Below are 14,387 nucleotides of genomic sequence, written 5' to 3'. Positions count from 1 at the left end.
TCCAAGAGCCGGTTTACTCCAGCTAACCGGCAGCGCGTCGATTCTTGCGTCTCTCTTCCAGCATCTGACCTAGCAGCACCATTGCCTCATCGTGGGGGATAGGCGGACGTGGATCATCAAGTGCGGCTTGTACCTTGGCGCGATACCAAAGATCGTAATCCGCAGCCTCTTCTTCGGTTTCGAAGTCTGAAACGATAAGTGAAAGTTCAGCGCTCATCATGACCTCCATGATCAATGTGAAGCAGTCTAAGGGGATGTGGGCTCGTTGTCGTCACTGGCGGGACGAGGGAGACATCATCCGCAAACAGACGATGCAAATCTGTCAGACGCTTCGCTTGTGATGCACGTGAAGTCGATCAGCTGTGTAGTTCAATTCTGTAGGAAATCAGCTTTTGGTCATCGGGCTGACAGCCGCCGCTCAAAGCCGCGGCCACAGCCACGCTGCACTCAGTTACCGTCTGCAACCTTACGCTCGATCTCATCGACTTTGCGCTGTAGCTCTTCAGCTTCCTGCTCTTTGACCCGAGTGGAAGACGGCGTGATGATTTTGTCCACGCCTTCGGTTTTGCCGTCGCGGTCCTGCAGATCGCGCTCGACCACGTTCACCGGTTTGCCGCTGGCATCGGTGGGTGGGGCGTTGGGGGTTTTGTCGTCGTTGGGGTTCATGGCGCTGGCCTCCTGTGGGTGTACACATTGGAGACAGCGCGGCGGCAGACGTTCGAAATTTTTCAGCTGCGAGGCCCTCTCCGGCAGGAGAGGGCGCTGCGGCTTTTTTCAGTCCTTGAGAATGTCGCGATCCTTGGTTTCCGGCAGGAAGAACGTGCCGAGTATTGCCGTCGCCACTGCAATCACGATCGGGTACCAGAGCCCGTAGTAGATGTCACCGGTGGCGGCGACCATGGCGAACGCCACGGTCGGCAGGAAGCCGCCGAACCAGCCGTTGCCGATGTGGTAGGGCAGCGACATCGAGGTGTAGCGGATGCGCGTCGGGAACAGTTCGACCAGCCACGCGGCGATCGGGCCGTAGACCATGGTCACGTAGATCACCAGCACGGTCAGCAGGAGCAGCATCATCGGGTAGTTGATTTTCGCCGGATCGGCTTTTTCCGGGTAACCGGCTTCCTTCAACGCCGCGCCGAGGTTGGCGGTGAAGGCGTCGTTGCGGGCGCTTGAAGTCGGCGGCGGTGAGGGCGCTGCCTTCGAAGCTCTCGACAACGCGGTCACCGATGCGCACCTGCGCGACGGTGTTCGGTTCGGCGGCGACGTTCTCATACGGGATCGCGCGTTTCGCCAGCAACGTTTTCGCCAGGTCACAGGAACTGGTGAATTTGGCCTTGCCCACTGGATCGAACTGGAACGAACACTGATCAGGATTGGCGATCACTTTGACCGGATTTTTTTCCTGAGCGACGAACACGTCCGGGTTGCCGTACTGGGTCAGCGCAGTAAAGATCGGAAAGTAGGTCAAAGCAGCCAGAATGCACCCGGCCATGATGATCGGTTTGCGCCCGATGCGATCGGACAGGCTGCCGAAAATCACGAAGAACGGTGTGCCGATCAGCAGCGATCCGGCGATCAGCAGATTGGCGGTCTGCGCGTCGATCTTCAATGTTTGCAACAGGAAGAACAGCGCATAGAACTGCCCGGTGTACCAGACCACTGCTTGCCCGGCGGTGCCTCCGAGCAGCGACATGATCACCACTTTGAGGTTGTCCCAGCGTGCAAAGGATTCAGTCAGCGGCGCTTTCGAGGCCTTGCCTTCGTCCTTCATTTTCTGGAATACCGGCGACTCGCTCAGTTGCAGGCGGATGTACACCGACACGGCCAGCAGAATGATCGACAGCAGAAACGGAATCCGCCAGCCCCAAGCCTCGAACGCCTCGTTACCCAGCGCCGTGCGACAGGCGAGAATCACCAGCAGCGACATGAACAGCCCGAGGGTGGCGGTGGTTTGAATCCACGAAGTGAAAAAGCCACGGCGGTTGCGTGGCGCGTGCTCGGCGACGTAGGTCGCCGCGCCGCCGTATTCACCACCCAGCGCCAGGCCTTGCAGCAGACGCAGGGTGATCAGAATCACCGGGGCAGCGACGCCGATGGTGGCGTAGCCGGGCAGCAAACCGACGATTGCTGTGGACACGCCCATGATCACGATGGTGATCAGAAACGTGTGCTTACGCCTGATCATGTCACCCAGGCGCCCGAAGACGATGGCGCCGAACGGCCGCACCGCAAACCCGGCGGCGAAGGCCAGCAGGGCAAAGATGAATGCGGTGGTTTCGTTGACGCCGGCGAAGAAGTGTTTGGCGATGATCGCCGCCAGCGAGCCGTAGAGGTAAAAGTCGTACCACTCGAAAACCGTGCCCAGCGAGGAAGCGAAGATGACCTTGCGCTCCTCCTTCGTGATACCGCCGCTGCGGGGCGGTGTGCCGGTGGATGCTGTGTCGATTGTGGCCATGGGTGTTCTCCGTCGTGCTTATTGTTGTAGGCCGGAGTCCCCCCGTTACTGCCTGTCGCACTCTGGCCCGTTGGCATCTGCCGCCGTTGCTCTAGCGTGAAGCTTGCACAGTCTGACCGCCTCGCAGGGCTGCAAGGTTTCCTGAAGCATAATCAGCTTTTGCCAGATATCCACTCGGCCTACGCTTTGACCCAACGCTGCCGGCTCCAGGCGCTCAACCAATCGACCAGAAACACCAGCAACAGCATCGCCAGAATCACCGTACTGGCCTGGGCTTCCTGGAACAGACTCAAGCTGACATACAGCATCTGGCCCAGGCCGCCAGCACCGACAAAGCCCAGCACGCTGGCCATGCGGATGTTGTTTTCCCAGCGATACAGGCAGTAGGCGAGCAGTTGCGGGGCGAGGTTAGGCAGGGTGCCGTAGCAGAAAGCGAGGATCGGATTGCCGCCCTGCAAACGGATCGCCTCGGCCGGTTGTGGCGGAGTGTTTTCCAATGCTTCGGCAAATAGCCGACCGAGCACCCCAGTGGTGTGCAGGGCAAGGGCGAGGGTGCCGGCGTTCGGTCCGAGACCGGCGGCAAGCACCATCAGCGCGGCCCAAACCAGCTCTGGAATCGCCCGCAAGCCGTTGAGCAGCAGGCGCGCTGCACTTTGCAGCGGCCAGCCGAAACGCCCGGCAGCGGGCAGCGCGAGAACGATGCCGAACAGTGCCGCAAGCAGGGTGCCGAGGGCTGACATAGCGAGGTTTCCAGCGAACCGTGGGCAATGGCTTTCAGGTAACCGGCGCTCAAGTCGGGACTTAGAAAACGCTGCACATAACTGCCCATCTGCTTGAGGCTGTTGGCGCTGCCGAGTTCGGCGAGATCCAGTTCCAGATAGGCAAAAGAGGCGACCACCGCGACCGCAATGGCGGCGAGCAGCAGCAGGTTGATCAGGCGCCTCATGTCAGCCTCCAGCGCAGCAAGCGGCTGAGTTGATCAGCGCACAGCACCAGCAGCAGGAACGTCAGCAACATGCTGGCGACTTCACCGCCGGCAAACATGCGGATCGACAGGTCGATCTGTTGCCCTAGCCCACCGGCACCAACAAAGCCCATCACCACTGAGGCACGGATCGCGCACTCCCAGCGATACACCGTGTACGAGAGAAGTTCGGCGGCGACATTCGGCAGCGTGCCGTAGGCAAACGCCGCCAGTCGACCGCTGCCGGCCTGCAACAATGCGTGCGCCGGGCGCTGGTCGGTGGATTCGAAAATTTCTGCGTAGACCTTGCCGAGCATGCCGCTGTAGGTGATGGCGATGGCCAGCACGCCAGCCGCCGGGCCGAGGCCGACCGCGCGGACGAACAACAGCGCCCAGACGATCTCCGGCACGCTGCGCAAAAAGATCAGCAAGCCGCGTACCGGCCAGCGCAGCAAGCGCGCCGGGCAGGCTCGGCACGCCGCCCCGTGACGCCGCCGAGAGCGACAACGCGCGACTGGCGATCAGGCTCGCCGGCACCGCCAGCAGCAACGCCAAGGCCATGCCCGCCGTGGCAATCGCCAGGGTTTGCAGGGTGGCTTTGAGCAGCAGTTGCAGGAACGCTTGATCATGCGCGGGTGGCCAGAATGCCGAAACGAAACGGCCCATTTCGTTCTGGCTATCGGCCTGAAACAGCACGCCCGAGGTCCAGCTCGCTGAGCTGAATGCCCGGCCACAGCAGGGCCAGCGCCAGCAGCGTCAGCAACAATCGCGGCCACGCCGCCGGGTCCCGTGAATCGGCTTTCAGCATCGCGGAATCTGCACAATCAAAGGCGCGACCGCCGGCGCTGGCGATTGCAGTTGTTCATTGGCGTACAGCGCATCGAGCTTGTCGCGGCTAACTTGATCGGATGGGCAATCGAAAAGAATCTGCCCGTCGCGCAAACCGATGATCCGTGGAAAGTGCGCCAGCGCCAGATCCACCGCGTGCAGGCTCGCCACCAGCGTGACGTTGTGCTCGCGGGCGTGACGCGAAAGGATCGACAGCGTATGGCCGGCAAGCACCGGGTCCATGGCCGAGACAGGTTCGTCGGCAAGCAATATTTCCGGCGCCTGATACAGCACTCGCGCAATGCCGACGCGCTGCAATTGCCCGCCGGACAACTGCTGGCAATGGGCGAACAGTTTGTCGCCCAGATCCAGCCGCGCCAACGCCGCGCGAGCGCCCGCCACATCCAGTGGATGCAGCAGGTTCAGCAGACTTTTGCCCAGACTCCACTGACCGAGCTTGCCGGCCAGCACCGCCGTAATGACCCGCTGACGCGGCGGAATCGGCGGCGCCTGATGCACCAGGCCGATGCGCGCACGCAGGCGTTGCCGCTGGTGCGCCGACAAGTGCCAGGCGCGTTCGCCAAGCACTTCGATGTCGCCACTGCTGGGCTTGAGCGCGGTGGCCAGCAGATTGAGCAGGCTCGACTTGCCAGCGCCGGACGGGCCGATGATGGCGACCTGTTCGCCAGCGCCAATCTGCACGTCGATGATACGAAGGGCATCGACGCCATTGGCATGGCGCAGGCTGCCCTGGGTGAGGCGTAGGGTCATTTCAGCAGTTCGGCGGCGCGGGCGGCTTCCTCGATGCCCTTGTAGTTCTCGGGCTTGGTCTCGATGAAGCGACTGGCGGCCTGCAGATCGAGGATCTTCTTCTGCTCAGGATTGGCCGGGTCGAGGTCAAGGAAGGCTTGCTTGATCTTCGCGGCCAGCTTCGGATCAAGGGTGCCGCGCACGGTCCAGTTGTAATCGAAGTAGGTAGGGGTGGTGGCGAAGACTTTGACTTTGCTGGTGTCGACCTTGCCGGCGTCGACCAGTTTCTGCCAGACGCTGGCATTCAACACCCCGGCATCGACCTTGCCGGCCTGCACCCAGGCAACGGTGGCGTCATGCGCGCCGGAGTAGGCGACGCGGCTGAAATAGCCTTCAGGCTTGATGCCGTCGTTTTTCAGCATGAAGTAACGCGGCATCAGGCTGCCCGAGGTGGACGACACCGAACCGAAGGCGAAGGTCTTGCCCTTCAGGTCGGCGAGGCTTTTCACGTTCGGGTCGGCGGTGATGAATTTGCTGGTGAACTGCGCATCCTGTTCGCGCTGCACCAGCGGGATCACTGGTGTAGTGGCGTCGGTCTTCAAACGAGCCTGCACAAAAGTGAAACCGCCGAGCCAGGCCATGTCGAGGCGATCGGTGGCCAGCGCTTCAACCACCGCCGGGTAGTCGGCGACAGGCACAAACTGCACCTTCATGCCCAACTGCTGCTCAAGGTAGGCACCCAGCGGTTCGAACTTGCGCAGCAGCTCGGTCGGGGCTTCGTCGGGAATCGCGCTGACGCGCAGGACATCAGCGGCTTGCGTCATCAGGGCAGAAAAGGACAGCGCCAGACCGGCGGTGAGGGCGAGGGTACGCTTGAACATAGAATTCTCCGTTTCGTAAGCGTCAACATTCGAAGGGCAGCCGCTACCGGGCGGCGCGCCACGTCAGGGTAGACGAAACGGCGAGGTTATACGCATTCGCGAGGAGATTGGCCAGCCTCCGTGCCGGCGCGGTGTGTCTGTTTGTGTACGGTTGCGGTCAAGCCGCTTCCGGCAGTTTGGCAATCACCTTGATTTCAAAATCGAAACCCGCCAGCCAGGTCACGCCGACAGCGGTGATGGTCGGAAACGGCGCTTCGCCCCAAAACTCCGGCACCACAGTCCAGATCGTTTCGAACGTCGAGTGCGGATCGACCATGAACACGGTGACATCCACCGCATCATCGAAGCTGCAACCGGCGCGCAGCGAGGATCGCGTTGAGGTTGTGGAAGGCGGTGCGCACCTGATCGCGCAGATCGGCCTCCGGCGAGGCCATCCTCACGGCTGCCGACTTGTCCGGAGACAAACAGGAAACCGTTGGAGCGAATCGCCGGCGAGTAACGGTGACGTTCATACAGGGCGTGGCGGGCGGGTGGGAACACTACATCGCGCTTGGACATGGGGCTGACTCCATCAGTGGTTGATGGAGTGACTTTAGGTATTTGCAGCTGCTGGATAAACGCGCAAGCTTGGCGTTCACTGTTTGCAAATTCCAAACAATCGAGGGGCGCGGATGGACCGGTTCGATGCGATGCAGGCCTTTGCCCGGGTGGTCGAGGCGGGGAGTTTCACCAAAGCTGCCGAAACCCTGCACATGAGCAAGACCACGGTGACGCAACTGGTGCAGCAACTGGAGGCGCGGCTGCGGGTCAAGCTGCTCAATCGCACTACGCGCAAGGTCAACGTCACTGCCGATGGTGCGGCGTATTACGAGCGGGTGATCAAGTTGCTGGCCGACATGGACGACGCCGAAACCAGCCTGCCCGGTGCCGCCGCACGGCCACGCGGGCGCTTGCGCATCGACGTGCCGAGCCCGTTCGCGCGGCACATTCTGGTGCCGGCGTTGCCGGAGTTTCATGCGCGCTACCCGGACATCCAGATCGACATGGGCGTCAGCGACCGCATCGTCGACATCATCGATGAGAACGTCGATTGCGTGGTGCGCGGCGGCGAATTGCTCGATCAATCGCTGATGGCGCGCAAGCTCGCCGATCTGCCATTGGGGGTATTTGCCGCGCCGGCTTATCTGGCCCGCGAAGGGACGCCTGAGCACCCGCTGGAACTGCAAGACTCCCATCACCGCGTCGTCGCTTTTCTCTGGGCTCGCACTGGTAAACCTCTTCCTTACACCTTGCACAACGGCACCGAGCGCCTGCAGATCAAAGGCCAGCATGTGCTTGCGGTGGATGATGGCAATGCTTATCTAGCGGCGGGGCTGGCGGGCATGGGGGTGTTGTGGTTGCCGACGTATATGGCCGATGCGCATGTCGCGCGCTGGCGAGCTCGTGCCGTTGTTTGCGGGCTGGCGCCTGGAAAGCACTGCCGCTTTACGTCGCGTATCCGCCGAACCGGCATGTCAGCTTGAAATTGCGGGTATTTATCGACTGGATTGTGGCGTTAATGGCGTAGGGCTCTGGTGCGCTTATTGCTTTACGTGAGGCAGGTCGTCAGAAAAACAACCAACCCGGCGACCCGAACGTGCTCGTGATGAGAGGCGCACGTTCGACCCAAGGAGCTATGCGCGTAATGAATATGTACATCGATATCGTCGGCGCCTGCAATCTGAGCTGCCCGTCATGCCCGATGGGTAATTCGGAAAATGCCAATTTCAAGAAAGCCATGCAGCTCGATATGTTCACGCAGATTGTCGATAAGGCACGTCGTGAAGGGGTCAAGGCGATCTTCTTGTACAACTGGACCGAGCCGTTGATTCACCCGCGCATTGGTGAGTTCGTCGAAATCATCAACGCAGCTGGCTTGCAAAGCGGCATCAGCTCCAACCTTAACCTGGCCAAGAACATTGAAAGCGCGATGCTCGCCAATCCCTGGTTCTTCCGTGTCTCCCTGTCCGGGTTCCACCAGGATACCTACCGCCAAGGGCATGTCGGCGGCGACATCGAAGTGGTCAAGCAGAACATGATCAAGCTGCATGACCTCAAGCAGCGTCACGGCCTGAATACGCTTATCGAGGTCTATTACCATCGCTATCTGGATAACCTCGAAGAAGAGGGGCTGATGCGCCAGTTCAGCGAGCGCCTGGGTTTCAATTTCTCCACCGGCTACTCGGTGATGATGCCGCTGGAAAAAACCTTCGCCATCGTCGAAGACGATGCCTCGGTCACCGACACGGACCGGGAAACCCTCAAGCGCCTGGCGTTGCCACCGTATGCAGACCTGGTCAATCTGGTCAAGCAATACCCCAAACAGGCGTGCACCCTGAAAGATGATTGGCTGGTACTCGATTGCAATGGCAATACCGTGCTGTGCTGCACGATTTTCAATCAGGCGGAATACAGCGTCGGCAAGTATCTGGACATGCCGGTACAGGAATTGATGAGTCGCAAATCCACGCAAAAGAACTGCGTGGACTTGTGCAACCGCTGCGCGAAGAACGGTCTGCACATCTACTCCGCATCGCCCAACAAGGGGCCGCTGGAAAGTCATGCGGTCAATCGCATCATCGACTTTCAACGACGCACGATTCTCGAACAGCCGATCGATAGCGAACGTCTGGGCCGTACAGGTGAAGTCAGCGCCGAGCACTTCGATGAGGAGCAATATTTGCGCCTCAATGCCGACGTAAAGACTGCAATCGCCACAGGCGCCTTCTCCAGTGGCTATCAACACTACGTCCTGTTTGGGCGCCTCGAAGGTCGGCTCGGGGCGGGGTTGAATACTGATCGTTTGAGATACCCGGGGCGACGGCCATGGGTTGTTTGAAGGTGTGGCCTGATGACGTGATTGACTCTTTACCGGTTCCGCGCCAACTATCGGCGCACAACAATGTGACCGATGGATTGAAACTTGACCGAACGACGCCAATTCAGCGGAGGCATGAAGGGGAAAAACCTCCGCTATCTGAATGAGCAAAGCGATAACGCGCAGTTGACGCGCACCGGTTTTCTGCTGCTCGAACACTTTTCGCTACCGGCCTTTACGCAGACGCTGGACGCCGTGGTGACTACCAATCTGTTGCGCCCGGGGCTGTTTACCTCGCGCACCTTCGGGCTGGGTGAGGGCGAGGTCATCAGCGACCTGGGGCTGGTGATCCGCCCTGATGCGCGTCTGGACTCAGCAGCGCTCGAGGAATTGGATCTGCTGGTGGTCTGCGGCGGTTATCGCACTGAACTGGCGAGCGAGCGATGGGTTTGTGCACTTGCTCAAACTCGCGGCGGAGCGGGGCGTCAGTCTGGCCGGGTTGTGGAACGGTTCGTGGTTTCTCGGGCGCGCCGGGTTGCTCGACGGCTACCGTTGCGCGATTCACCCGGAACATCGCCCCGCGTTGACGGAAATTGCCAAGGCTACGCACGTCAGCAGCGAGCCTTATGTGATCGACCGCGACCGTCTCACCGCGTCGAGCCCATCGGGGGCTTTCCACATGGCGCTGGACTGGATCAAAAGCCTGCACGGCAAGGCGCTGGTCGAGGGTGTCGAGGACATTCTGGCGTTCGAGGAATCGCGCTACCGGCGAATCAAACCGGATGAAAACATCTGCGTCAGCGCGCCGTTGCGGGAAGTGATCAAGCTGATGGACGCCAACCTCGAAGAGCCGCTGGAGCTGGAACAACTGGCGGTCTACGCCGGCCGCTCACGGCGCCAGCTCGAGCGCTTGTTCAAGGAACAACTGGGCACCACGCCGCAGCGCTATTACCTGGAACTGCGCATCACCGAAGCACGGCGCCTGCTGCAACATACCGAGCTGTCGCAGGTGGAAGTGCTGGTGGCGTGTGGTTTCGTTTCACCGGAGCCATTTCAGCAAGTGCTACAGCTCGTATTTTGGTTATCGGCCTTCGAAGGAAAAACGGCTGGTTAAATAGATCGACCGGTGCAATCCCCAAAACCCTCACCCCAGCCCTCTCCCCAGAGGGAGAGGGAGCCGACCGAGGTATCTTGCGCTGTACATCGACCTGAAAGATGGACGTCGACTTTGGATTCAATACAGCGCTTTCAGGTCGGCGTAAATCTCGAATATCCCCCAATCAGTTCCCTCTCCCTCCGGGAGAGGGGCTAGGGTGAGGGGGTATTGAGGGCGGGTCTGTCAGAGACGATCAGCATCGATTACAGCTTGCGCAAACGCCGCCGGGCTTTCCTGGGGCAAATTGTGCCCAACCCCACCCTCAATCAACCGGAACTGATATTTCCCGGTAAAACGCTTGGCATAGTCCTCAGGCTTGGGATGTGGCGCACCATTGGCGTCGCCTTCCAGGGTAATCGTCGGCACGCTGATCGAAGGCGCAGTAGCCAATTTTTCTTCCAGCGCGGCATATTTCGCCTCGCCCTGCACCAGGCCCAGCCGCCAGCGGTAGTTGAACACGGTGATTTCGACGTGATCGGGGTTCTGCAACGCTTGGGCGCTGCGGTCGAAAGTGGCGTCGTCGAACTTCCACTGCGGCGAAGCCAGCTGCCAGATCAGTTTGGCGAAGTCGTGGGTGTTCTTTTCATAGCCGGCACGGCCGCGTTCGGTGGCGAAGTAGAACTGGTACCACCACTGCAATTCGGCTTTCGGCGGCAGCGGGTTTTGCCCGGCGGCCTGATTGCCGATCAGGTAGCCGCTGACCGCCACCAGCGCCTTCACGCGCTCTGGCCATCAAGGCCGCGACGATGTCCGCCGAACGCGCGCCCCAGTCGTAGCCGCCCAGCACTGCTTGCTTGATCTTCAGTGCGTCCATGAAGTCGATCACGTCGCTAGCCAGCGCCGCCGGTTGGCCGTTGCGCAGGGTGTTTTTGGACAGGAACTGCGTGTCGCCATAACCCCGCGCATACGGCATCAACACGCGATAACCCTTGGCCGCCAGCAGTGGTGCGACATCGTCGTAGCTGTGAATGTCGTAGGGCCAGCCGTGCAGCAGAATCACTACCGGGCCATCGGCGGGACCGGTTTCGGCGTAGGCCACGTCGAGCAAGCCAGCCTTGATGTGCTTCAGCGGGCCGAAAGGCGAGGGCGCGGAATAGCTGACGGCGGCGGGTTCTGTGGTTTGCGCCTGAGCGCTGCCGACGGCGCCGAACAGTGACAGCGCCAGGACTGACAAGCCGAGCGCGGCGGTGATTTTAGAGGTGTGCAGAGCCTGTTTCATGCTGACGTCTCCTTTGCGAGCCTGTGGCCAAGGGGCTGGATGAACCCTTGAAACCCTGGGTGCATTGAAGCGTGGCGAGGTATCTGCTCTGTGTCGCCAGAGAGCGTTTTTGCATTGGGTTGTGTAGCAGCGGGGCGCGTACACAGTGTGATACATGGCGATGAAACGGTGAGTTTTCGCGCGAAAATAATAAGTGGCTGTTTTAAAACAAAAAAATTTTATTTCGGGCTTCCCAAATGAAATGAATGTTGTTAAATTGCGCCCCGTTCTCACAGCGATCCTAACGGAGCCGCTGATCAGAGCTACAGGGGCGTCGCCAAGCGGTAAGGCAGCAGGTTTTGATCCTGCCATGCGTTGGTTCGAATCCAGCCGCCCCTGCCATCTACGAAAGAAAACGCCAACTTCGCAAGAAGTTGGCGTTTTTTTATGCCTGCGATTTACCGCGTTTGGAGCCAAGCAGGCGTGCGCGATGCCGAAGCACCGCGCACGCCGGCCACTTCAGTGCGGTGCGCGCGGGATGGTTTTCATCAGGTCTTCAGGGCTGATGTGGCCGACCACGCTGCCCGGCTGCGGCAGGTTGAGGATGTGGCCTTTCATCTTGCCGATGATGTGCATCTCGCACGGCTTGCAATCGAACTTCAACGTCAGCACTTCATCGCCGTGGATCAACTGCATCGGCGCGACCTTGGTGCGCACGCCGGTCACGCCTTTGGCCTGCTTCGGGCACAGGTTGAAGGAGAAACGCAGGCAGTGCTTGGTGATCATCACCGGCACCTCGCCCGGCTCTTCGTGAGCTTCGTACGCCGCGTCGATCAGCTTGACGCCGTGACGGTGGTAGAAGTCGCGGGCCTTCTGGTTGTAGACGTTGGCGAGGAAGGTCAGGTGCGAATCCGGGTACACCGGCGGCGGCGTGGTTTCGGCCTTGCGGCTGCCACGCGGATGCGCGGCGATACGCGCCGCAGTCAGCGCTTCGATCACTTCGCGACGCAGCGACTTGAGCTGCGAGTTGGGAATGAAGAACGCTTGCGGCGCATCCAGCTTGATGTCGGTGGCGTGGTACTGGGTTGTGCCGAGCTGACCAAGCAGGTCGCGCAATTGCTCCAGCGCTTGTTCAGGCTTGTTGGCGACACCAAACGGCCCGTTGAGGGTGACGCTGGCGCTGATGCCTTCTTCGCTGGTCGCGGTCACTTCCAGCTGTTCTTCGCGCAGGCGGGCGAACCAGCTCAGGGCTACGCGACGTTCCGAAGAAGTTTTCTGCAACGCCTGCTGCCAGTTGTGATCAAGGTTGCGATTGAGCGGGTGGCTTGGACGCAGCTTGAACAGGCCCTCGGGCATTTCGTTCGGCTCGACGCGGTAGCGGTAGCGCTTCTCGCCGTCTTCTTCGAACTCGCCTTTGGCCTCGGCGATGTTGGCGCGGAAGCCGACCACTTCGCGCTTGACCAGCACGTTCAGGCCGTCGCCGTTGGACAGCGGCTCGTGAGTGACAACCTGCATGTCACGCTTGCCGACTTTTTCCACCGTGCCGACCGGCAGCCCGGTGAAGGTTGGCGAATCGAAGGCGCCGATGTCGATCTTGCGATCGGTGACGAAATAGTCGGTGCTGCCACGGTGGAAGGTCTTTTCCGGGTCGGGCAGGAAGAAATGCACCGTCCGGCCGCTGGAGGCGCGGGCCAGGTCAGGGCGGTCTTCGAGCACGTCGTCCAGACGCTGGCGGTAATAGGCGGTGATGTTCTTCACATAGCCCATGTCCTTGTAGCGACCTTCGATCTTGAACGAACGCACGCCTGCTTCGACCAGCGCGCGGATGTTGGCGCTCTGGTTATTGTCTTTCATCGACAGCAGGTGTTTTTCGTAAGCGATCACGCCACCCTTTTCGTCTTTCAAGGTGTACGGCAGGCGGCAAGCCTGGAGCAGTCGCCTCGGTTGGCACCTGCGGCCGGTTTGCGCGTGGGAAATATTGCACTGGCCGGAGAAGGCCACGCACAGCGCGCCGTGGATGAAGAATTCGATGGCCGCGTCGGTTTCATCGGCGATGGCGCGGATTTCTTGCAGGTTCAGCTCACGGGCCAACACCAACTGCGAGAAACCGGCCTGATCGAGGAACTTCGCTCGCTCGAGGGTGCGGATGTCGGTCTGGGTCGAGGCGTGCAGCTCGATCGGCGGAATGTCCAGCTCCATTACGCCCAGATCCTGAACGATCAGCGCATCGACGCCGGCGTCGTACAACTGATGGATCAGCTTGCGCGCCGGCTCCAGCTCGTTGTCGTGCAGGATGGTGTTGATGGTGGTGAAGATGCGTGCGTGGTAACGGCGGGCGAACTCGACCAGTTCGGCGATTTCGCTGACTTCGTTGCAGGCGTTGTGGCGTGCGCCGAAGCTCGGGCCGCCGATGTACACGGCGTCAGCGCCATGCAGGATGGCCTCGCGGGCAATGGCGACATCGCGGGCAGGGCTGAGCAATTCCAGGTGATGCTTGGGCAAGGACATAGTTTTTTTAGTCAGGCGGTCACGGGCAAGGGGCGCATTGTACCTGTGAAACACTTGGGCGGCATCAGCGTGCCGATATCAGGTACGAAGGACCTAGCACAATACGAGGCAATGCATAACTGTAAAGACTGTCAGTTGTCCGCCCGCGTCCAAAGCGTGAACATCAGGTGGGAGCGGGACAGTCGCTCTGGCCTATATCACGCAAGACATTGGAGATTAATATCATGAACGGTAATAACGCCTTCGCGACGATTGGTATCTCGGATTTCGCGTCGTTTAAATCGCGTCCGCAGAAGACGGCCGAAGTGTATTACAAAGCGGTCGTTTCACCCCATCATCCGGGCATAGGCAAGCCAATATTCTCCGCTACTCGGCATCTCTATTTCGGCACAAAGGAGACGTTCAGCGTTATTGGTCAATATTTTACGGACGAGGTGGGTGAGATTATTTCATTTGTGATAGATCGCTCCCTTGCGGACGGTAGACATGAAGTTGGCGGGTTCGGAAGCCCTGTGGCGGGATTGATGACTATGTCGCATGAAATTTTATATGCGAAAACAGGAACAATAGAGTTTGCTCGCAAACACGAAGAAGGCATCGATTCGATTACGGCAACATTCAATTTTGAAATCGAGCACCGCGGGCAAACATACCGGGTATCAGAAGGTAAACTGTTTGTTATAGCTAGCGGTCCCCTTTAAGTTTTGTGAATAGACCGTTGACGCCAATTCGCTCAACGAGCGAGCCAGCGCATGCCAAACGGCCGCATCCTGGTGGCTGCTGTGTTTGG

General features: G+C 60.0%; 7 protein-coding genes, 1 tRNA gene and 7 pseudogenes. 5 read left to right on the top strand and 10 right to left on the bottom strand.

The window, feature by feature from the left end:
- Positions 1 to 22 precede the first annotated feature (22 nt).
- The 8 genes and pseudogenes from relB to AB4O12_RS09595 form a co-directional block, all read right to left on the bottom strand.
- Entirely contained in the window at positions 23 to 217 is a 195-nt protein-coding gene (gene relB, locus AB4O12_RS09630; protein ID WP_056789559.1) for a type II toxin-antitoxin system RelB family antitoxin, read from the bottom strand.
- Positions 218 to 447: 230 nt separating this feature from the next.
- Positions 448 to 666 (bottom strand): hypothetical protein, encoded by a 219-nt coding sequence (locus AB4O12_RS09625; protein WP_056789562.1) that lies wholly within the window; start codon positions 664 to 666, stop codon positions 448 to 450.
- A 108-nt stretch (positions 667 to 774) separates the two neighbouring features.
- A pseudogene (locus AB4O12_RS09620) lies at positions 775 to 2,455 on the bottom strand (MFS transporter).
- A 179-nt stretch (positions 2,456 to 2,634) separates the two neighbouring features.
- Positions 2,635 to 3,401, bottom strand: a pseudogene (gene phnE, locus AB4O12_RS09615) (phosphonate ABC transporter, permease protein PhnE).
- Positions 3,398 to 4,227 (bottom strand): annotated as a pseudogene (locus AB4O12_RS09610) (PhnE/PtxC family ABC transporter permease). The pseudogenes phnE and AB4O12_RS09610 overlap by 4 nt, the downstream one beginning before the upstream one ends.
- Positions 4,221 to 5,018: a phosphonate ABC transporter ATP-binding protein gene (locus tag AB4O12_RS09605; protein WP_150635120.1), complete on the bottom strand. Its 798-nt coding sequence runs from the start codon at positions 5,016 to 5,018 to the stop codon at positions 4,221 to 4,223. The pseudogene AB4O12_RS09610 and the gene AB4O12_RS09605 overlap by 7 nt, the downstream one beginning before the upstream one ends.
- Complete coding sequence (locus AB4O12_RS09600) at positions 5,015 to 5,878, bottom strand: putative selenate ABC transporter substrate-binding protein (protein WP_056789576.1); 864 nt, start codon at positions 5,876 to 5,878, stop codon at positions 5,015 to 5,017. Before AB4O12_RS09600 ends, AB4O12_RS09605 begins: the two co-directional genes overlap by 4 nt.
- Positions 5,879 to 6,035: 157 nt before the next feature.
- Positions 6,036 to 6,436 (bottom strand): annotated as a pseudogene (locus AB4O12_RS09595) (RidA family protein).
- 113 nt (positions 6,437 to 6,549) lie between these two features.
- Here AB4O12_RS09595 and AB4O12_RS09590 point away from each other — a divergent pair.
- The 3 genes and pseudogenes from AB4O12_RS09590 (at position 6,550) to AB4O12_RS09580 (ending at position 9,853) form a co-directional block, all read left to right on the top strand.
- Positions 6,550 to 7,445, top strand: a pseudogene (locus AB4O12_RS09590) (LysR family transcriptional regulator).
- Between the two features lie 117 nt (positions 7,446 to 7,562).
- Positions 7,563 to 8,756 (top strand): radical SAM protein, encoded by a 1,194-nt coding sequence (locus tag AB4O12_RS09585; protein ID WP_460061602.1) that lies wholly within the window; start codon positions 7,563 to 7,565, stop codon positions 8,754 to 8,756.
- A 114-nt stretch (positions 8,757 to 8,870) separates the two neighbouring features.
- Positions 8,871 to 9,853, top strand: a pseudogene (locus tag AB4O12_RS09580) (GlxA family transcriptional regulator).
- A gap of 221 nt (positions 9,854 to 10,074) precedes the next feature.
- On the opposite strand, the pseudogene AB4O12_RS09575 reads toward AB4O12_RS09580, so the two are convergent.
- Positions 10,075 to 11,110, bottom strand: a pseudogene (locus AB4O12_RS09575) (alpha/beta fold hydrolase).
- 306 nt (positions 11,111 to 11,416) lie between these two features.
- Between AB4O12_RS09575 and AB4O12_RS09570 the strand changes: the two are divergent.
- Positions 11,417 to 11,491, top strand: a tRNA-Gln gene (locus AB4O12_RS09570).
- Between the two features lie 117 nt (positions 11,492 to 11,608).
- Here the strand turns inward: AB4O12_RS09570 and AB4O12_RS09565 are convergent.
- Positions 11,609 to 13,597, bottom strand: a complete 1,989-nt coding sequence (locus tag AB4O12_RS09565) for a peptidase U32 family protein (protein ID WP_460061600.1) — start codon at positions 13,595 to 13,597, stop codon at positions 11,609 to 11,611.
- A gap of 224 nt (positions 13,598 to 13,821) precedes the next feature.
- Between AB4O12_RS09565 and AB4O12_RS09560 the strand changes: the two genes are divergently transcribed.
- Entirely contained in the window at positions 13,822 to 14,298 is a 477-nt protein-coding gene (locus AB4O12_RS09560; RefSeq protein WP_460061598.1) for a hypothetical protein, read from the top strand.
- The last annotated feature ends 89 nt before the right edge of the window (positions 14,299 to 14,387 follow it).

Source organism: Pseudomonas sp. S2_A05 (assembly GCF_054668485.1).
The sequence above is the reverse complement of the archived record's forward strand: the minus strand, read 5'-3'. Positions and strand labels throughout refer to the sequence as shown.